Origin of the sequence: Rhizobium sp. BT-226, assembly GCF_025847085.2 — a bacterium.
Classification (GTDB): domain Bacteria; phylum Pseudomonadota; class Alphaproteobacteria; order Rhizobiales; family Rhizobiaceae; genus Rhizobium; species Rhizobium sophorae.
In genome coordinates this window covers 1,459,717-1,477,790 of the sequence record NZ_JAOYTI010000002.1, presented here as the reverse complement: position 1 = coordinate 1,477,790, position 18,074 = coordinate 1,459,717, and the positions used below count along the sequence as shown (strand labels likewise).

Here is an 18,074-nt window from a genome sequence, read left to right as displayed (position 1 = left end):
ACTGTCTATGCAGCCCCAGGAAGGCGGGGATTAGAGCGAGGGCTGCCTCGCCTTCGTCACCTCTTCCATGCCCGTTACGAGGTCCGAAATCTCATTAGACATTGGATCACCTTCCTTTCGTTCTGTTGCTGATGACTTAAAGTTAGGCTGATTCTTTCGAGATGCAAGCAAAAATGCACGCATGCCTGCTTTGGGGAACACGGGTGTTCACGAGAGAACACAGTGTTTTGCCGAATTTGAAGAGGCTATACGTCAAGAAACCGTCATGTTTGGCTTGCAAACCGGCCGCGCGTTAAGTTGTTATTAGCTGCGTCGTTCGACAATTTCAGCATTCCCGCCGATGCGGCGGCGGGTTCCGGAGCAAAGAGCCATGTGTCGCTGGGCAGCCTATCGCGGAGACCCTCTCTATCTCGAGGAGCTGGTATCCTCGCCCGCCCACTCGCTGATCGAGCAGTCGCATTGCGCCACCCGCGCCAAGACGGCGACGAATGGCGATGGCTTCGGCATCGCCTGGTATGGCGACAGGCCCGAGCCCGGCCGTTACCGCGATATCCTGCCGGCCTGGTCGGATTGCAATCTGAAGAGCCTAGCACGGCAGATCCGTTCGCCGCTCTTCCTCGCCCATGTCCGCGCTGCCACAGGCGGCGGCACGCGCCGCGACAACTGCCACCCCTTTACCCATGGCACCTGGTCCTTCATGCACAACGGCCAGATCGCAGGTTTCGAACGCCTGCGCCGGCCGATGGAGGCGATGCTCGACGACGAGCTGTTCAATGCCCGCGGCGGCACGACCGATTCCGAGCTGATGTTCCTGCTGGCGCTGCAGTTCGGCCTGCGCGAGGCGCCGGTCGCCGCGATGGCGGAAATGATCGGTGTGATCGAGGACCTGGCCGAAAGCGTCATCGGCTCGATCCTGCTGCGCTTTACCGCCGCCTTCTCCGACGGCAAGACGCTCTATGCGATCCGTTATGCCACAGATCGCAAGGCGCCGACGCTCTACGCCTCACCTGTCGGCGCCGGTTATTGCCTCGTCTCCGAGCCGCTGAACGACGATGGCGATGCCTGGGCGGAAATTCCGGATGGCAGCGCCGTCACTGTCGGCAAAGATGGCATCGACGTCGCCGACTTCCGGCCGGAAAAGCGAAGTGCCGGCAAGCCGCAGCGCCTGGCTATTCCTGCCTGAGCCGCTCGATCAGTGGAGCTGCTTGGCGATCAGCGCCGCGAGCCTTTCGGCAACCTCTTCCTTCGTCAGGTCAGGCCATTGCTCGACGCCGTCGCGGCGAATGAGTTTGACCCTGTTGCGGGTGCCGCCCATGATCCCGGTCGCAGGAGAGACGTCATTGGCGACGATCAGGTCGGCGCCTTTCCGCTCTAGTTTCGCCTTCGCATTGCTTTCCACGTCCTGCGTCTCGGCGGCAAAGCCGATCACCAGCTTCGGCCGCATCGTGTGATGGCCGACGGTTTTCAGGATGTCCGGATTCTCGGTCAGCGCCAGCGTCGGAATGGATTCGCCCGGATGTTTCTTCAGCTTCTGGTCGGCGGCCGAGGCGACGCGCCAGTCCGCCACCGCCGCGACCATCACGGCAATGTCGGCCGGCAGCGCCGCAAGCACGGCGTCGCGCATTTCCTCGGCCCGCTCGACGTGCACGACGGTCACGCCGACGGGATCGGCGATCGTCACCGGCCCGGATACCAGCGTCACCTCCGCCCCGAGCTTTGCCAGGGCTGCGGCGATCGCATGCCCCTGCCGGCCGGAGGAGCGGTTGGCGATGTAGCGTACCGGATCGATCGGCTCATGCGTCGGTCCTGACGTGACAATCGCCTTGCGTCCCTTGAGCGGCTTTTCTCCGTCGTCGAGCATGGTTTCGGCAGCAGCGACGATCTCCAGCGGCTCCGCCATCCGGCCAAGCCCGGCCTCCCGGCTTTCCGCCATCTCGCCGGCCATCGGCCCGACGAAGCGGATGCCGTCGGCTCTGAGCATCGCGGCATTCCGCCGCGTTGCCGGATGCGCCCACATGGCGGGGTTCATCGCCGGTGCGGCCAGCACCGGCCTGTTGGTCGCTAGAAGCAGGGTCGAGGCAAGATCGTCGGCAAGCCCGTTCGCCATCTTCGCCATCAGGTCGGCGGTGGCAGGGGCGATCAGCACGAGGTCGCAGTCGCGCGCCAGCCGGATATGGCCGATATCCTGTTCGTCCTGGCGCGAAAACAGATCGAGGTAGACATGGTCCGCTGCCAGCGCACCGACGGCAAGCGGCGTGACGAATTCCTGGGCGCCTTTGGTCATCACAGGGCGCACGCTCGCGCCGCGCTCGCGCAGCCGGCGGACCAGATCCAGGCTCTTATAGGCTGCGATGCCGCCGGAGATGATGAGGAGGATGCGTTTGCCGCTGAGAGCCATGGCCTTCTACCCGTTGCCTTTTCTGACCGCCCTCGACCCTAAGCCTTTGGCGGAGAACATGCAATCACGCGGGTGACAGGCATCGAAGCTGCTCTAGTCTCCGCCGCACTCGTGGGTCAGAGGTTGCTCATCCCGCCGTCGATGATGAGTTCGCTGCCGACGATATAGGCCGCCTCATCGGAGGCGAGGAAAACGATCGTCTTGGCGACTTCGCCGGGGGTTCCGAAACGGCCGACGGGAATCTGGGACTGGATCTGCGCAGTCATCGCCTCGGATTGGGCTTGCGAAGCGCCGAGCTTGCTGTAGAGCGGCGTGGCGATCGGACCCGGGCTGACGGCGTTGACGCGGATGCCGCGGCCGATGAGTTCGCCCGACAGGGTCTTGGCGAGCGTCAGCAATGCACCCTTCGTCAGCGAGTAGACGCTCGAGTTCGGCATGCCGATATGGGCGTTGATCGAGGTGTTGAGCACGATCGCGGCCTGCTTCGAAAAAATCGGCAGCAGCGACTGAATCAGGAAGAACGGGCCTTTGACGTTGATATCAACCGACTTGTCGAAAGCGGCTTCGCTCCACTGTTCCAGCGGCCCAAATTCGGCGACCCCGGCGTTGACGAAGAGGATGTCGAGCGTCCCGAAAGCCTCTCTCACGCTATCGGCGACGGCCTTCTGGCCGACCGCATTGCCGGCATCGGCCTGGATGACGGTGGCTTTGCCGCCAAGTTCGGCGCGGGCCGCCTCGACGCTTGCCGCGCTGCTGCCGGTAACGACGACGCAGGCGCCCTCGGCGATGAATTGGCGGGCGGTCTCGAGACCGATGCCGCTGGTGCCGCCGGTGATGAGGGCTGTCTTGTTTTGCAGGCGTGACATGAGGACGTTCCTTTGATCGAATTTTGGGCCGCGGCCCGTTGTTGGTGTTGGATGGGAGAATGCTCTGAAAAAAGCGGCGCGATAAGCCGGCGTGTTGAAGGATCGTCAACCCGCAGCGGATAATCGCACCGCGCCGCCTCAGGTGCGGGTGATCGAAGCGCCGCCGTCGACCAGCGCGGCCGTGCCGGTGACGAAGCTCGCATCGTCGGAGGCGAGATAGAGAACCGAGCGGGCGAGTTCTTCGGGTGTTGCGACACGCTTCAGCGCATGCAGATTGGTGATGAAGGCCTGCTTCTCAGGCGTATCGTTCATGTCCCGATACATGTCGGTATCAACCGCACCCGGCAGGATGGCATTGACGCGCATGCCTTGCTGGCCGAATTCGGCGGCAAGCGCCTGCGTCAGGCCGATCAGGCCGGATTTGCTGGCGGCATAGGCGGCAACGCCCGGAAAGGCGAAGCTGTAGCCGACGAAGGTGGAGGTGAAGATCACCGAGCCGCCGCCATTGTCCACCATCGCGCCGATCTGGTGCTTGGCGGCGAGGAAGGAGGCCGTCAGATTGATCGCCAGCGCCTCGCTGAAACCTGCTTCCGAAACGGCGGTGCTCGGACCGGCTTCGCCGAGCGTGCCGGCATTGTTGAAGGCGATGTCGAGCTTGTCGTAATTCGTCACGGCGGCGGCGACCAGCGCCTTGTGATAGTCTTCCGAGCGCACGTCTCCGGCAATGGCGATGGCGTCGCCGCCCTCTGCCTTGATCTCTGCGAGGAGGCTGTCGAGTTCGACCTGGCGGCGGGCGCCGACGACGACCTTGGCGCCCTCGGCAGCGAAGAGCTTTGCCGTGGCCCGGCCGATGCCGGAGCTTGCGCCGGTGACGATCGCAACCTTGTTGTTCAAGCGGTTCATGGTTCCATCTCCTGGACTTGAGGTGAGGCGGCCCCTGCCGCCCCTTTCGTTGAATGGAAGATGGCATTTTCCTTTCGTTCGGATTAGCCTCCAGATCGGGGAACTCGAATTCGGAAAAGCCGAACGATGATCAGGATAGAAGGTATTGCGGCTTTCGTCGCCGTGGTCGAGGCGGGCTCGGTCAGCGAGGCGGCCCGGCGCCTGCGGCTGTCCAAATCCGTCGTCAGCGAAAGGCTGGCGGAACTGGAGAAGTCGCTGGGCGGCATGCTGCTGCACCGAACGACGCGCAAGCTCACTTTGACGGAGGATGGCACGGTCTTCCTGGAGCGCGCCGCGCGCATCGTGCGTGAGATCGAGGAGGCGGCGGCCGATATGGCCGAGCGGCGCGGAACACTATCAGGCCCAATCCGCATCGCCGCCCCCGTCACCTTCGGGCGCATGCATCTCGGCCCGGCGCTCTATCCTTTTCTTGCCGAACATCCCGAGATCGAACTGACCCTCGATATCGATGACCGGCGCGTCGATGCCGCCTCGGACGGTTATGATGCCATCATCCGCAACGGCCCGATCGCCGATAGCCGGCTGGTCGCCTGGAAACTCGGGCGCAGCCGCCGCCTTCTCTGCGCCTCGCCGGATTATCTCGCCCGCCAGGGAATTCCGTCCTCGCTGGCTGATCTCAACAGTCATCGCGGCATCTTCTATACCAATCGCGGCGTTGCCGACTGGCGCTTCCAGACGCCCGACGGTGCGATCGTCGTGCGCGCGAAACTGGCGCTCGGCATCAACAATGGCGATATGCTCCGCGACGCCGCGATTGCCGGGCTCGGCATCGCGCTGCTGCCTGCCTTCATCGCCGGCCCGGCCATCCGCGAGGGCCGGCTTGCCGAAATCGATGTCGGCCACAAGCCGGAGACCGAATTCATCTATATGGCCCATCCCGAGGGGCGAAATCCCTCCGCCAAGCTTCGCGCCATCGCCGATCACCTGAAGAAGAGCTTCGGCGATCCGCCTTATTGGGATCCGGTGGGCTAATTCACGAGTTCAGCAGGCTCATCAGGTTCTCGGTAACCGGCGAGCGGTGTGTTTTCGGGATTGCCAACGCCAGGCGCGCCACGGCCGGCGGTCCCTCGATCGGCCGGTAGACCACACCTTCGAGCTTGATCTGTGAAATCGAGGCCGGCACGATCGAGACGCCGAGATCGGCCGCTACCAGATTGACGACCGAGGAAATCTGCGGCGCCTCCTGCGCCACGGTCAGCTCGAATCCCGCCTTGCGGCAGGCGAGCACGACATCGTCGTAGAGACTCAAGCCCACGAGCCGGGGAAAGAGGATGAAGGGTTCGTCTGCCAGCGCCGCAAGCGGTAGCTTGCTGCGCCGTGCCAAGGGATGGCTGGCGGGCAGGGCAATCACCATCGGCTCATCCGGCAGCCGCCGCAGCCGGATACCGGCGGGATCGTCGAGGCTGGGGCGCATGAAAGTGGTGTCGAGCTCGCCTCCTTCCAGCTTCTGCATCAGCGCCAGCGTATTCATTTCCGTCAGCGACAGCCGCACCTCCGGCCAGCGCGCGCGAAAGCGGCGGATCGTCGTGCTGACCACGGGGTTGAAGGCGGAGGAGGCTGTGAAGCCGAGCGACAGCCAGCCGGTCTCGCCGCGATTGGCGCTTTGCGCCGCAAGCTTCGCCTTTTCCGCCGCTGCCAGCGATGCCTTCGCCTCACCGAGGAAGGCCACGCCCGCCGCCGTCAATTCGGCCCCGTGCGGGACGCGATGAAACAGCGCCGCGCCCACTTCCCTTTCCAGGTCGCGGATCTGCTGGCTGAGCGGCGGCTGCCCGATGCCGAGCTTGCCGGCGGCACGGGTGAAATTGCCTTCTTCCGCCACTGCCAGGAAATATCTCAGGTGCCGCAACTCCATCGCCATCTCCAAAACATATCGAAATCGCCAGTGTCATATATTGGACAAATGGAGCGGCGTTGACTAGATCGGAGGTCGGAAGGATGAACACATGCCGACGTCAGCGCATGCCGCGAATACCGCCGAGACAACCGCGATCCCAGGGCAAAAACACTACCTGATCCGTGGCACCGGCGCCTATCGCCGCGCCAGCCTGGCGCTCTTCCTGTCCGGCTTCTCCACCTTCTCGCTGCTCTATTGCGTGCAGCCGCTGCTGCCGATCTTCTCGCAGCAATTCTCCGTCAGTCCGGCCGAAAGCTCGCTGTCCCTCTCGCTCTCCACCGGTTTCCTCGCGGTCGCGATCGTCTGTGCCGCCGCCGTCTCGGAAGGCCTTGGCCGCCGCAGCCTGATGTCGATATCGCTGGTCGGCGCGGCATTGCTGACCATCGCCACGGCCTTTGCCCCGAACTGGCACCTTCTGCTCGTCATCCGCGCCCTGCAGGGTCTCGTTCTCGGCGGCGTGCCGGCTGTCGCCATGGCCTATCTCGCCGAGGAAATCGATCCGCGCGGCCTTGGCGCCACCATGGGCCTCTATGTCGGCGGCACGGCCTTCGGCGGCATGTCCGGCCGCGTGCTGACCGGTATCTTCGCCGAATATCTCACCTGGCGTCCGGCGCTTTTTCTCATCGGCGCCATCGGTCTTGCCGCCGCGATCGGCTTCATCGCCCTCCTGCCGCCGTCAAGCAATTTCGTCCGCCGGCCGGGCTTCGATCCGCGCTTTCATGCAAAAGCCTGGCTCGGCCATCTCAGCAATCCGGCGCTGCCCTTCATCTTCGCCATCGCTTTCCTGGCGATGGGCTCCTTCGTGACGATCTACAATTATGCCGGTTTCCGCCTCATGGCGCCGCCTTACGACCTCAACCAGACCGAACTCGGACTGATCTTCACCGTCTATCTCTTCGGCATCGGCGCCTCTTCGATCGGCGGTCTGCTCGGAGACCGGATCGGGCACTTTTCCGTGCTTCTCTTCGGTCTGGTACTCACCGCCGCCGGCAGCGCGCTGACGCTCGCAGCCTCTCTCCCGATCATCATCCTCGGTATAACAGTGCTGACGACCGGCTTCTTCATGAGCCATTCCATCGCCAGCGGCCTTGTCGGCAGACTGGCCCATGGCACCAAAGGCCACGCCTCGTCGCTCTATATGCTCGCCTATTATGTCGGCTCCAGCCTCATGGGTTCGGCGGGCGGCTGGTTCTTCGCTGTTGAAGGCTGGGCCGCCGTCGTTATCTTCACGCTTGCCATGCTGGCGCTGGCCTTTGCTTCCGCCTGTTTTGCCCAGCACCTCGCGAGGAGAAAAGCATGATCCGCATAGACCGCCTCGACCATCTCGTGCTGACCGTCGCCGATATCGCCATCACCTGCGATTTCTATTCCCGCATCCTCGGCATGTCGGTCGAAACCTTTGCAGAGGGCCGCAAGGCGCTGAAATTCGGCGGCCAGAAGATCAACCTGCACCAGGCCGGTCACGAATACGATCCCAAGGCGAGACATCCCACATCCGGCTCCGGCGACCTCTGCTTCATCGCCGAGACACCGCTTGCCGACGTCTTCGCTGATCTACAGGCCGCGGGCGTTGCGATCGAAGAGGGTCCCGTCGAGCGCACCGGTGCGACCGGACGTCTGCGCTCGGTCTATTTCAGAGACCCCGACGGCAACCTCCTCGAAGTCTCCAATCTGATCGCCTGACGCGCTGCTCGGCTCCAGCCGATCCGTCGAAGATTTGCGGGTGTTTGCCCAGTTTTGCGACGAGACGATCGTTGCCCTTCATCATTTGGAATGACGGCACTCGCGTCAACCGGCTACTTCATTTGAAGAAGCCCAGTTTGGATCACTCCTGCCCAGCAGGCTGTTCTTCCACCGCTGTTGCAAAATCGGCATCGACCGGACCGGCCAGGTCGGCAAGCCAGTCCCAATCATCGGAAATCGGCTCGAGAATGATCGCACGCCCCTGCCGTCGAATGGCGACGCTGTCGCCGTCGAAACGGAATTCCTTGGGGAGCAGGACGGCTTGAGAACACCCCGACCAGAAGATCTTTGCTGTTTCCATGTCATGACTCCCGATGAGATGTGACAACGATATACAGCAATTTTTGATCAACCAAGCCGGATATAGGGCACGTCCTTCTTCGCCACCTCGTCCAGCGCCTCCTCATAACCGGCATCGGCGTAACGCATGACGCCAAGCGCCGTATCGTTGGTCAACGCATGGTCGAGCCGTTCGTCGGCGGCATCCGTGCCGTCGGCGATGACGGTGACGCCGCAGCTCGTCATATAGCCCGCATAACCGCCGCCGCCGGAATGGATGACGACCAGATCGGCCATCGACGAGCAGAGCATCATCGCATCGATCAGCGGCCAGTCGGCGATCGCATCCGAGCCGTCCTTCATCCCCTCAGTCATGATATTCGGATGCGCCATGGCGCCGGCGTCGAGATGGTCGCGGGAGAAGGCGACCGGGCCTTTGAGTTCGCCGCTCGCAACCAGCGCGTTGACGCGCCTTGCGAGTGCCGTGCGTTCGCCGTGGCCGAGCCAGGCGATGCGGGCCGGCAGCCCTTCGAAGGGCACATGCTCGCGCGCCAGCCGGATCCAGTTGGTTATGATCTTGTTGTCGGGGAACATCTCGAGCAGCAGGTCGTCAATCCGGGCGATATCGCTCTCCTCGCCCGATAGCGCCATCCAGCGGAATGGGCCGATCGCCCGGGCAAACAGCGGCCTGAGATAGGCTTCGGTGAAGATCGGAATGTCGAAGGCATTGGCGACGCCGCCCTCTTTCGCCTGTGTGCGGATCAGGTTGCCGTTGTCGAAGACTTCCGAGCCGCGCTTCTGGAATTCCAGCATCGCCGTCACATGGTCTACGATCGAGGCGCGGCTTGCCGCCATCAATTGCCCCTGGCCGTCGTCACGCAGGCCCTTGACCTGGTCGAGGCTCATGCCCTTCGGCACGTAACCGTAGACGAGGTCATGCGCCGAGGTCTGGTCGGTGACGATATCGGGCACGATGCCGCGCCGGGCGATCTCGGGATAGACTTCCGCCGCATTGCCGACGAGCCCGACGGAAAGCGCCCGCTTATCCTTCACCGCCGCATCGATCATCTGAAGGGCGGTGTCGAGATCGGGCGCGATTTCCTGGAGATAACCGATCTGCTGGCGCTTGCGGGCCCGCTCCGGATCGATGTCGACACAGAGGATCGCAGCCCCCGCCATGCGGCCGGCGAGCGGCTGCGCTCCGCCCATGCCGCCAAGACCGGCCGTTAGCACGAACCGGCCGAGGAGATCGCCGCCGAAGCGCCGCTCGGCAATGCGCATGAAGATCTCGTACGTGCCCTGGATGACGCCTTGGCTGCCGATATATTGCCAGGCGCCGGCCGTCAGCCCGCCCCAGCAGATCAGTCCCTTGCGCTGCAGCTCGTAGAACACTTCGGCCTTTGCCCATTGCCCGACGATATTGCAGTTCGCCATGATGACGAGCGGCGCCTTGGCATGCGTTCGAACGAGCCCGATCGGCTTGCCGGACTGGATGAGCAGCGTCTGGTTCTCTTCCATCTCGGTCAGCGCCTTGACGATGCCTCTGTGCGCCGCCCAGTTGCGGGCCGCCTTGCCGAGCGCGGCATAGACGATCAGATTGTCGGGATCCTCACCGACGGAGAGCACGTTTTCGAGCAGCCGCAGCAGCGCCTCCTGCCGCCAGCCTTTGGCCCGCAGTTCCGGCCCGCCGGGAATCGGAAATTTCGGATGACGTGGATTGGCCTTCGGCATCGTGGGTTCCTCGTTTTTCTATTTGCTCGGCAGCGATTCCACATAGGCAAGTGCTGCATCGAGCAGACGCCGTCTCAGAGCATCGTCGCCGTAAACTTCGGCATTGCCGCGCACCCAGCCATGCATCACCCGCTCGCCCGACAGCATCTGGATCACGCCCGGCAGAGCCAGCGCCCAGCCGTCATCGCCCTTGCCGAGGCGGATCAGCATGCCGTCATGGCGCGCGCAGCAGAGAAGATTGCCATTCAGCATGAAGGCCCAGCCGCCGAACATGGATTTTTCGGCAAGGCCCGGCCGATCGCCGAGTTCCTCACGCATCAGTTCTTCGAGGCCGGGATCGCGCGCCACGGGCTCAGGCCTTCGTCGCCAGTGCATAACGTGCGATCTCGATCCCCATCGCCGTTTCGACGACGGGATAGACGGTCGGATCGAGCACGCTTGCCGACAGCGGAATGATCTCCATCGGCACATGCAGGATGAAGACATGCATGCCCTCCTGTAGCTGGCCGACGCTAAGCGGCTCGCCCTCCGGTGAAAGCGTGGTGATGACGGCGGGGAAAGTCGCTAGCCGCCCGCCACCCGCGTCGTCCACCGCCATATATTCGTTCATCACATGCAGCGTCACCGATGTTCCGCCCGAGCCGACGATGATCGTGCCAATGTCGAAGGCTTCCTTGGTGTAGACGACGTCCTTGCGGGTGATGACGCCTTCGGCAAGGATATGGCCACCCGTCGTCTTGCAGATCGCGTCGATGACGGCAGATCCGCCGCGCTTCTCCGCCGCGATGATCGCTTCGCCGAGCGCAAGCGCCATCGAGATGCCGCCGAGTGCCGCATGGGTGCGGACATAGGAGGCTCGGAGCGGATTACGGCAGCTGGCAATGAAGCCGCCGGATTGGTCGGCCGCAGCCCGCAGCACCGGCGAGATCTTCGCCGTCGCACCCTTCACCACCAGTTCGATATAACGGTTTTCGGCCCGATTGCCGCCGACAGCGGTCTGGATCATCGGCTCGGGCGATCCGGCCATGCCGATCGAGCCCATGTCGCCCGTCGGATGTGCGCGGATATCGCCGACGGCGTCGACCACCTTGGTGCCGAGGATCGCCGATGGCAGCCAGCCGTTCAGCGTCGAGGACTTGCCGTTCTGGCCGATGATCAGCCCGGACAGCCTTTCGCCCAGCGTCTCCTGCAGCAATTGCACCGCCTTCACATAGTCGATGCCCTGCATTTCCCAGGGGGTGGTGGAGGCCGGTGCGCCGATCGCGGCCGCGGTTGCGATCCACTCCTCGTCCTTCAGCTCGTCGATCGAGACCAGCTCCGGCTTGCCGACATTGACAGCGGCAAGCCCGAGCATCCGGCCGTGATCGGCCCAGCCGCCGCCGCCGGATGCATAGACGGAGCCGCCCTTGACGGCAGCTTCCACGTCCTTCTCAACGAGTATGCGTCCCATTCGCCCTCTCCTGATTCAAGCCCTTGTCCATTTCGCGCACCGCTTCGAAAAGCACGGCGGCGCCAAGCGCGATATCGTCATTGTCAGCCCATTCGTCGGCCGAATGGCTGCGGCCTTCCCGGCAAGGCACGAAGATCATCGCCGCCGGCGCCACCTTGGCGATCCAGGCCGTGTCGTGCCCTGCGCCGGAGGCCATGCGCTGGTGTTTCGCGCCGACCCGCTCGCAGGCAGCCTCCAACGTCGACAGCAGCCCGGCATCGCCAGGCGTCGGTAGATTGTCGGATACCCGGTTCGGCGTCTTGATCGTCACGCTGTAGGCGCCTGCCAGCTTTTCGACATGGCCGTCGAGCCAGCGGCAGAAAGCCTCCATGTCGGCGCGGATTTCCGCGCGCCCATCGATCAGCAGCGCCACCTTCGACGGCACGACATTGGCGGCATTCGGCTCGATGCGGAATTCGCCAACCGTTGCTGCAAAATGGCCCGGTGTTTTGGCAAGCTCTGCGGCGGCGTTGCGGATGTCGAGCACCAGCTGCGATGCCGCCACCAGCGCATCCGCCCGCCGGTCCATCGGCGTCGTGCCGGCATGGTCGGCCCGCCCTTCGACGGTGATCTCGATGCGGGTGATGCCCGAGATCGCGGTGACGATGCCGATATCCTCTTTTTCAGCTTCGAGCACCGGGCCTTGTTCGATATGAAGCTCCAGAAAGCCCGCTATGTCGGGCCTGTTCTGCTGCATCAGCACATCGGGTCTGCCGCCGACCTGGGCGATGCCTTCGGCCAGGTCGCGCCCGTCGCTGACGCGCGAAAGCCAGGCCTCCGGCAACTGGCCGGTCATGCCGCGGCTGCCGATGCAGGACACGCCGAAGATGCTGACCTCCTCGGCGAGGAAATCGACGATTTCGAGATCGTGATCGAGCTCGATATTCTGGTCAACAAGCGCCCGCGCCACCTCCAGCGCCGAGATGACGCCGGCAATACCGTCGAAGCGGCCGCCATCCGGCACCGTGTCGGAATGCGAGCCGACCATGATCGTGCCGAGCCACGGTTTCCGGCCTGTCCGCCGGCCGATCAGATTGCCGGCGGCATCGATCCGCGTTTCCAGCCCCGCCGCCTTCATCCGCGCTTCGATATAGGCCCGCCCGTCGAGAAAGAGCGGCGAGAAGGCCCGTCGCGTCCAGGGATGCCCCGGCTCGGTGATCCCGGCCAGCGTATCGATATCGTCAGCGATCCGGCCGGCATTGACGGGAAGATTGCGGCTCATGTTTCAGCTCCCGCAATGACCTGGCGCGGCAGCGGCCGTACGAAGCGGCCGTTGCCGGGCTCGGCCAGCACTTTTCCGCCCTCGGCGATCTTTTCGCCCCTGAGATAGGTGGCGGAAACCGTCCAGGGCAGGCGGATGCCGTTATAGGGGCTCCAGCCGACGACGTTGTTGCCGCTCGCTGCGGCATCATAGACGCTGTCGCGCGGCTCGAGCACGGTGATATCCGCATCCTTGCCCGGGGTCAGCGCGCCCTTGATATGGTCGAGCCGGAAATGCTTCGCCGGGTTTTCCGCCATCAGCCTGGCTGCCCATGTCAAAGGAATGCCGCGTTCTGTAGCGCCTTTGACGAAAAGCGGCACCATCACCTCGAGACCGGGAACGCCGGAGGCGTTGGCGAGCATGTCGGGATTGGTCTTGCGGTTTTCCGACCAGCTGACGTGATCGGTCGAGACCAGCCAGACATCGCCGTCGGCTACCTTCCGCCAGAGCGTCTCCACCTCGGCGCGCGGCCGCACGGGTGGATTGATCTTCGCCTTGCCGCCGAGGCGCTTCACGTCGTCTTCCTCGTCGAGCGTCAGGTAGTGGATGCAGCATTCCACCGTCGCCGCAAAGCCGTCGCGGCGATAGGCGCGCGCAATATCGTAGCCGCGCCCGAGCGAGCAGTGCACCACATGCGCCGGGCAGCCGGTATGAGCACCCGTCTCGAAGATCGTATGCATCGCCAGCAGCTCGGTGATCGGCGGCCGCGACAGGCCGTGCGCCCGCCAATCAGAGATGCCGCTCGCCTTCACCTGCTCCATGTAAGTTCGCACCGCCTCGTCGTCTTCATTGTGCACGCCCGCCGTCAGTCCCGTCGGGGCGATCGCCGCAAAGCAGGCGTCGAGCAGGGCCGGCGGAATGCGCGGAAAGCGCTTGGGGTCGGTGCCGAAGGTCGAAAACTTGAAGGCTGCGACGCCTGCCTCCACCATTTCACGGATCCGCGCCGGGCCTTCTTCCGGATCGATGGTGCCATAAAGCGCGAAATCGACCCGCGCCTGCGGACCGGCATGATCGATCTTCCGCTTCACCGCCGCTGCCGAGCAGACGAGATTGCCCTCGTCATAGGGCATGTCGACGATTGTTGTCACCCCGCCGGCCGCTGCCGATCGTGTCGACCAGAGGAAATCCTCCTGGTCTTTCTGGGAAAGCGAATGCACCTGCGCGTCGATCGCACCGGGCAGGATCAGCGCTTTTCCGAGCAGGTGCCGTTCGCGGCCCGCAGGCGGCACGCCGAGGCCGACTTCGGCGATTTTGCCGTCGCGCACGGCGACATAGCCCTCTTCGACAATGCGGTCCGGCAGCACCACTGTGCCCTGCAGAACGAGATCGAAGTCCATGCTGCTTCCTCCGTAACTGGAAATCAGACTGCTGCCGGCTCGTGATGGGTCAGCCGTTCCTCGATGCGCTCCAGCGAGCCGAGGGCGAAGAAATCGTCGAAGGAGGCGATCGGAACCTGCTCGGTCAGCTTCGTAACGAATTCGTCCGAACCAAGTTCCTCCTCGATCGCCTCCACTTCAGCCGAAAGCGGCCGGTCGACCGTATAGAAATCCGCATGTTTGCGCACGACCGCGTAGAGCATGGCGGCGACACCCTTTGGTTCATCGCCGAGAATATCGATCGCCTGGGCCGACAGCAGCGCCTCGAGTGCTGCGAGGCGCTTCAGCGCCCGCATCTGCCGGTCGAAGCGTTCGATGACGAGCGGCAGGAAGGCCGCCTCATCCTCGAGCCCGGCTGCGACGACCAGCGACTGGGCCGACACGGGATTGGACATCGACAGGACGCGCGAGAAGATCTCGCCGGCAAGTTTGATGATCGGCCCGAAACCGGTGGCAATCCGCCCCGGCGGCACCAGATTGACCGGCAGGTCGCGCCGCTGGCCATTGCCGAGAATGACGCAGCGGTTGAAGGCGTTGCGCGCCGCATGCGCCATGCACAGCGCTGCCGATTCGAGCAGGATCGTCACATCGAGCGGCAGCGAGCCGCCTGACGTCATCACCCGGCCTTCGACCACGACGGGATTGTCGTCCGAGCGCCCGGTGGCGGCAAGGATCTTGTGGCCGGTCGATAAGAGGTTTTCGATCACCGCGCCGAACACCTGGGCGATCATGCGCAGGCTGAGCGGATCCTGCACATGCGTGGCCACAGGCCAGTTCCATTCGTCGGAGGCATTGCAGAGCCAGGCGCCGATCAGCGCTTCGCGCGCCGTTCCGACATGCCGGACCGCCTTCCAGGGATCGCGGGAAGCGCCAAGCGCGCCGGCTGCCATCATCGCCGTCGCCAGCAGGACGCGGATCGAGGCCGCGGCGTTGCGCGTCGTTTCCGCTGCCGAGGCAAAACTCACCGCATTGATGCTGAGCGAAGCGAGGCTGTCGCGCGGCGCCATCCGCATCGGTTCCAGCCCGGCCGCCTGGAAAGCCTCGGCCGCCTGCATCCGGTTGCCGCGATAGATCGCTTCGCCGACGCCGGTCAGCACTGCGCCGATCTGTCCCATCAGGCCGATATCCGCACAGCCGATCGAGCCGGTACGGCGCACGACCGGGATGAGATCAGCTTCGAGCATCCTGATATAGGCTTGGATCAGCTCCGGCGTGCAACCGACCTGGCCAGTCAGCGCCGTATTGATACGGATCGCCATGGCATTGCGCACGATATTGCAGGAAAAGGGGGTGCCTGTGCCGAAATGATGGGCGCGCACCAGGCCGAGATTGAAGGTGTCGAGTTCGTCGGCCGACCACTCCACATCCTTCATGGCGCCGACGCCTGTCGTCGAGCCGTAGACCGGCATGCCGGAGGCAATGGCATCCTCGACGATCTCGCGGGCGATCGCTATGCGGGCCATGCCTGTCGCCGAAGCGGAAATCGCAGCCTTGCCCGCACCAATCGTTACCATCTCGGCAAAACCGAGCGGTCGTCCGGAAAGTTCGATGCCAAGGCGTTCGTGCTTCATGTGCCTATCTCCTTAAAAGTGAGACTAAGCGAGCCCTCCGTCATATGGGATATCCCAAATGCCGAACACAGCATGTTTTTGGCAGGCGGTCAGCTCAGCATCCAGGCAATATAGAGAAGCGTCAATGCGATGACCCACAAAGCAATCTTGGCCGAGCGGTTGTGCCGCGCTTCGGCCTTGCCGATCGCATCCGCCGTCTCAGCATCGAAACGCAAACCGTGCTCGCTCATGTGCAGAAGCTGGTGGTGGAATTTTTCGGTTTTTGCCGCGATTTCCGGTACGGCCTCGGCGAGCTTGACCGCCGCCTTCAGGCCGTCCTTGATATCGGTGGCGATCCGCTTCGGCCCGAGATTGGTACGGATCCAGTCACCGACGACAGGCTCGGAGGCTTTCCACATGTTGAAGCGCGGATTGAGCATGCGCGACACGCCTTCGACCACGACCATGGTCTTCTGCAGCATCACCAGCTCCGGCCGCGTCGCCATGTCGAAGAGTTCGGTCACTTCGAACAGCAGCGTCAGCAGCTTGCCCATCGAGATCGTCTCGGCCGGCTGCCCATGGATCGGCTCGCCGATCGCCCGGATCGCCTGGGCGAAGCTCTCGACATTGTGGTGGCCGGGCACATAGCCGGCCTCGAAATGCACCTCGGCGACGCGGATATAGTCGCGGGTGATGAAGCCATAGAGGATTTCGGCGAGGAACCGCCGCTCCTTCTTGCCCAGCCGCCCGACGATGCCCATGTCGACGGCGACGATCATGCCGCCCGCATCGACGAAGAGATTGCCCGGATGCATGTCGGCATGGAAGAAGCCGTCGCGCAGAGTGTGGCGCAGGAACGACTGGATCAGCGTATCGGCAAGCAGGTTGAGATCGTGGCCCGCAGCGCGCAGGCCCTCGACGTCGGACATCCGCGTGCCGTCGATCCACTCCATGGTGATGACGTCGCGCCCGGTGCGCTCCCAGTCGACCTTCGGCACGCGGAAACCCGGGTCCTTTTCGGTATTTTCGGCGATCTCGGAAAGAGCGGCCGCTTCCAGGCGAAGATCCATCTCCACCTTCGTCGTCTGCTCCAGCGTCTTCGTCACCTCGACCGGCCGCAGCCGCCGGCTGGATGGCAGGAAACGCTCCTGCAGATGGGCAACGAGATACATTGCCTCGATGTCATGGGCAAAGCGCTGGCGCACGCCGGGCCGCACGATCTTGACGGCGACCTTCTTCCGGCCTTCGGCGCTATCGACCTCGGCCGGATGCACCTGCGCGATCGAGGCGGCGGCGATCGGATCGCCGAAGCTCGCATAGAGCTCGCTGATCGGCCGTCCGAGCGAGCCTTCGATATTGGCCTTGGCGGCTGCCGAGGGAAAGAAGGCCATCCGGTCCTGAAGCTGCGACAGGTCATTGGCGAATTCGACGCCGACGACATCCGGCCGCGTCGCCAGGAACTGCCCGATCTTGACATAGGAGGGACCGAGCCGCTCGACCGCCTGGGCCAAACGGTCGCTGCGCTTTTGATGCCGCGCCTTGCTTCGCTCGAAAATCGTGACGAAGGATTTGGCGAGCGCGACCGGAGGCGGCAACCCTTCGGAAGGAAGGGCTGACACGACACCCTCACGCACGAGCACCCAGCCGACGCGCCAAAGGCGGAAATATGCGCCGAAAGTACTCATGTTCTGCTTGATTCTCGCGCGACGCTATTCGAAAACCGCTCTACACTTTTCGGCGTCATGCGTCAGAGCTTCCAGCCGGAATGGAGTGCGGCGATGCCGCCGGTATAATTGGTGAAGGTGACGCGCGAAAAGCCGGCCTGGCGGATCATTGCCGCGAAATTCTCCTGGTTCGGGAACTTGCGGATCGATTCCACCAGATATTGGTAGGGTTCGGCATCGCCGGTGATCGCCTTGCCGAACTGCGGAATGGCGTTGAACGACCAGGCGTCGTAGATCTTGTCGAGAAGCGGCATATCGACTTCGGAAAATTCCAGCACCAGCAACCGTCCGCCGCGCTTCAAGACGCGATAGGCCTCAGACAGCGCCGCATCGATCCTCGGCACGTTGCGAATGCCGAAGGCGATCGTATAGGCGTCGAAGCTGCCTGCCTCGAAAGGCAGTTCCTCGGCATTCGCCTCGACGAAGGTGAGATTGCCGGAAAGCTTCTTCTTTTCCGCCCGCTCGGCGCCGACGCCGAGCATCGAACCGTTGATGTCGAGCACCGTGGCATGCGCCTGTCTGCCCGACGCCTCGACGATGCGGAAGGCGATATCACCAGTGCCGCCGGCAACGTCGAGCACCTTGTAGCCAGCCTCCTTGCGCGGGTTCAGCGCCGAGATCATCGCATCCTTCCAGACGCGGTGCATGCCCATCGACATGACGTCGTTCATGATGTCGTAGCGCTTGGCGACCTTGTGGAACACCTGGTTGACCAGGCCCTGCTTCTGGCCGTCAGGCACCTCGCGGAAGCCGTAGGAGGTCTCCATACCGCCATCGGCGGAAGTGCGGCTTTCTGACAT

General features: G+C 63.7%; 17 protein-coding genes. 4 read left to right on the top strand and 13 right to left on the bottom strand.

The window, feature by feature from the left end; genetic code table 11:
• Window positions 1–370 precede the first annotated feature (370 nt).
• Window positions 371–1,183 carry a class II glutamine amidotransferase gene (locus tag OIU37_RS17540; protein WP_264258158.1) on the top strand — a complete coding sequence of 271 codons (813 nt, stop codon included), beginning with the start codon at window positions 371–373 and terminating at the stop codon, window positions 1,181–1,183.
• 9 nt (window positions 1,184–1,192) lie between these two features.
• On the opposite strand, the gene coaBC is transcribed toward OIU37_RS17540, so the two are convergent.
• The 3 genes from coaBC to OIU37_RS17525 form a co-directional block, all read right to left on the bottom strand.
• Window positions 1,193–2,398 carry a bifunctional phosphopantothenoylcysteine decarboxylase/phosphopantothenate--cysteine ligase CoaBC gene (coaBC, locus tag OIU37_RS17535; protein WP_264258157.1) on the bottom strand — a complete coding sequence of 402 codons (1,206 nt, stop codon included), beginning with the start codon at window positions 2,396–2,398 and terminating at the stop codon, window positions 1,193–1,195.
• Between the two features lie 116 nt (window positions 2,399–2,514).
• Window positions 2,515–3,264, bottom strand: coding sequence for an SDR family oxidoreductase (locus OIU37_RS17530; protein ID WP_264258156.1), 750 nt, complete (start codon window positions 3,262–3,264; stop codon window positions 2,515–2,517).
• A 138-nt stretch (window positions 3,265–3,402) separates the two neighbouring features.
• Complete coding sequence (locus OIU37_RS17525; protein WP_264258155.1) at window positions 3,403–4,167, bottom strand: SDR family oxidoreductase; 765 nt, start codon at window positions 4,165–4,167, stop codon at window positions 3,403–3,405.
• A gap of 126 nt (window positions 4,168–4,293) precedes the next feature.
• Between OIU37_RS17525 and OIU37_RS17520 the strand changes: the two genes are divergently transcribed.
• Window positions 4,294–5,199, top strand: coding sequence for a LysR family transcriptional regulator (locus tag OIU37_RS17520; protein WP_264258154.1), 906 nt, complete (start codon window positions 4,294–4,296; stop codon window positions 5,197–5,199).
• A 1-nt stretch (window position 5,200) separates the two neighbouring features.
• Here the strand turns inward: OIU37_RS17520 and OIU37_RS17515 are convergent, their stop codons facing one another.
• Complete coding sequence (locus OIU37_RS17515) at window positions 5,201–6,079, bottom strand: LysR family transcriptional regulator (RefSeq protein ID WP_264258153.1); 879 nt, start codon at window positions 6,077–6,079, stop codon at window positions 5,201–5,203.
• A 91-nt stretch (window positions 6,080–6,170) separates the two neighbouring features.
• Between OIU37_RS17515 and OIU37_RS17510 the strand changes: the two genes are divergently transcribed.
• Both OIU37_RS17510 and OIU37_RS17505 read left to right on the top strand, forming a co-directional pair.
• A complete protein-coding gene (locus OIU37_RS17510) occupies window positions 6,171–7,421 on the top strand; it encodes an MFS transporter (protein WP_264258152.1) in 1,251 nt (416 codons plus the stop codon).
• A complete protein-coding gene (locus OIU37_RS17505; RefSeq protein WP_264258151.1) occupies window positions 7,418–7,804 on the top strand; it encodes a VOC family protein in 387 nt (128 codons plus the stop codon). The genes OIU37_RS17510 and OIU37_RS17505 overlap by 4 nt, the downstream gene beginning before the upstream one ends.
• Window positions 7,805–7,946: 142 nt before the next feature.
• Here OIU37_RS17505 and OIU37_RS17500 read toward each other — a convergent pair whose 3' ends face one another.
• From OIU37_RS17500 to ubiE, 9 genes are all read right to left on the bottom strand, one after another.
• Window positions 7,947–8,165 (bottom strand): antitoxin, encoded by a 219-nt coding sequence (locus OIU37_RS17500; RefSeq protein ID WP_181293681.1) that lies wholly within the window; start codon window positions 8,163–8,165, stop codon window positions 7,947–7,949.
• A gap of 47 nt (window positions 8,166–8,212) precedes the next feature.
• The gene (locus OIU37_RS17495; protein ID WP_264258150.1) at window positions 8,213–9,874 is read right to left on the bottom strand and encodes a urocanate hydratase; all 1,662 of its coding nucleotides are present in this window, start codon (window positions 9,872–9,874) and stop codon (window positions 8,213–8,215) included.
• An 18-nt stretch (window positions 9,875–9,892) separates the two neighbouring features.
• Entirely contained in the window at window positions 9,893–10,222 is a 330-nt protein-coding gene (locus OIU37_RS17490; RefSeq protein WP_138388356.1) for a TfoX/Sxy family protein, read from the bottom strand.
• A gap of 4 nt (window positions 10,223–10,226) precedes the next feature.
• The gene (locus tag OIU37_RS17485; protein WP_264258149.1) at window positions 10,227–11,324 is read right to left on the bottom strand and encodes a DUF917 domain-containing protein; all 1,098 of its coding nucleotides are present in this window, start codon (window positions 11,322–11,324) and stop codon (window positions 10,227–10,229) included.
• Window positions 11,305–12,585 carry a Zn-dependent hydrolase gene (locus OIU37_RS17480; RefSeq protein ID WP_264258148.1) on the bottom strand — a complete coding sequence of 427 codons (1,281 nt, stop codon included), beginning with the start codon at window positions 12,583–12,585 and terminating at the stop codon, window positions 11,305–11,307. Before OIU37_RS17480 ends, OIU37_RS17485 begins: the two co-directional genes overlap by 20 nt.
• Window positions 12,582–13,961: a dihydroorotase family protein gene (locus OIU37_RS17475; protein WP_264258147.1), complete on the bottom strand. Its 1,380-nt coding sequence runs from the start codon at window positions 13,959–13,961 to the stop codon at window positions 12,582–12,584. Before OIU37_RS17475 ends, OIU37_RS17480 begins: the two co-directional genes overlap by 4 nt.
• 23 nt (window positions 13,962–13,984) lie before the next feature.
• Window positions 13,985–15,571, bottom strand: a complete 1,587-nt coding sequence (locus tag OIU37_RS17470) for an aromatic amino acid lyase (protein WP_182208927.1) — start codon at window positions 15,569–15,571, stop codon at window positions 13,985–13,987.
• 89 nt (window positions 15,572–15,660) lie between these two features.
• Window positions 15,661–17,235, bottom strand: a complete 1,575-nt coding sequence (gene ubiB, locus OIU37_RS17465; RefSeq protein WP_264258146.1) for a 2-polyprenylphenol 6-hydroxylase — start codon at window positions 17,233–17,235, stop codon at window positions 15,661–15,663.
• Between the two features lie 62 nt (window positions 17,236–17,297).
• On the bottom strand, window positions 17,298–18,074 hold the full coding sequence (gene ubiE / locus OIU37_RS17460) for a bifunctional demethylmenaquinone methyltransferase/2-methoxy-6-polyprenyl-1,4-benzoquinol methylase UbiE (RefSeq protein ID WP_180693978.1): 777 nt from the start codon (window positions 18,072–18,074) through the stop codon (window positions 17,298–17,300).

What these genes read in the sequence shown, in the direction of transcription:
- OIU37_RS17540 (WP_264258158.1), top strand. Translation starts at nt 371, where the DNA reads ATGTGTCGCTGGGCAGCCTATCGCGGAGACCCTCTCTATCTCGAGGAG.
- coaBC (WP_264258157.1), bottom strand. Translation starts at nt 2,398, where the DNA reads ATGGCTCTCAGCGGCAAACGCATCCTCCTCATCATCTCCGGCGGCATC.
- OIU37_RS17530 (WP_264258156.1), bottom strand. Translation starts at nt 3,264, where the DNA reads ATGTCACGCCTGCAAAACAAGACAGCCCTCATCACCGGCGGCACCAGC.
- OIU37_RS17525 (WP_264258155.1), bottom strand. Translation starts at nt 4,167, where the DNA reads ATGAACCGCTTGAACAACAAGGTTGCGATCGTCACCGGCGCAAGCTCC.
- OIU37_RS17520 (WP_264258154.1), top strand. Translation starts at nt 4,294, where the DNA reads ATGATCAGGATAGAAGGTATTGCGGCTTTCGTCGCCGTGGTCGAGGCG.
- OIU37_RS17515 (WP_264258153.1), bottom strand. Translation starts at nt 6,079, where the DNA reads ATGGAGTTGCGGCACCTGAGATATTTCCTGGCAGTGGCGGAAGAAGGC.
- OIU37_RS17510 (WP_264258152.1), top strand. Translation starts at nt 6,171, where the DNA reads ATGCCGACGTCAGCGCATGCCGCGAATACCGCCGAGACAACCGCGATC.
- OIU37_RS17505 (WP_264258151.1), top strand. Translation starts at nt 7,418, where the DNA reads ATGATCCGCATAGACCGCCTCGACCATCTCGTGCTGACCGTCGCCGAT.
- OIU37_RS17500 (WP_181293681.1), bottom strand. Translation starts at nt 8,165, where the DNA reads ATGGAAACAGCAAAGATCTTCTGGTCGGGGTGTTCTCAAGCCGTCCTG.
- OIU37_RS17495 (WP_264258150.1), bottom strand. Translation starts at nt 9,874, where the DNA reads ATGCCGAAGGCCAATCCACGTCATCCGAAATTTCCGATTCCCGGCGGG.
- OIU37_RS17485 (WP_264258149.1), bottom strand. Translation starts at nt 11,324, where the DNA reads ATGGGACGCATACTCGTTGAGAAGGACGTGGAAGCTGCCGTCAAGGGC.
- OIU37_RS17480 (WP_264258148.1), bottom strand. Translation starts at nt 12,585, where the DNA reads ATGAGCCGCAATCTTCCCGTCAATGCCGGCCGGATCGCTGACGATATC.
- OIU37_RS17475 (WP_264258147.1), bottom strand. Translation starts at nt 13,961, where the DNA reads ATGGACTTCGATCTCGTTCTGCAGGGCACAGTGGTGCTGCCGGACCGC.
- OIU37_RS17470 (WP_182208927.1), bottom strand. Translation starts at nt 15,571, where the DNA reads ATGAAGCACGAACGCCTTGGCATCGAACTTTCCGGACGACCGCTCGGT.
- ubiB (WP_264258146.1), bottom strand. Translation starts at nt 17,235, where the DNA reads ATGAGTACTTTCGGCGCATATTTCCGCCTTTGGCGCGTCGGCTGGGTG.
- ubiE (WP_180693978.1), bottom strand. Translation starts at nt 18,074, where the DNA reads ATGTCAGAAAGCCGCACTTCCGCCGATGGCGGTATGGAGACCTCCTAC.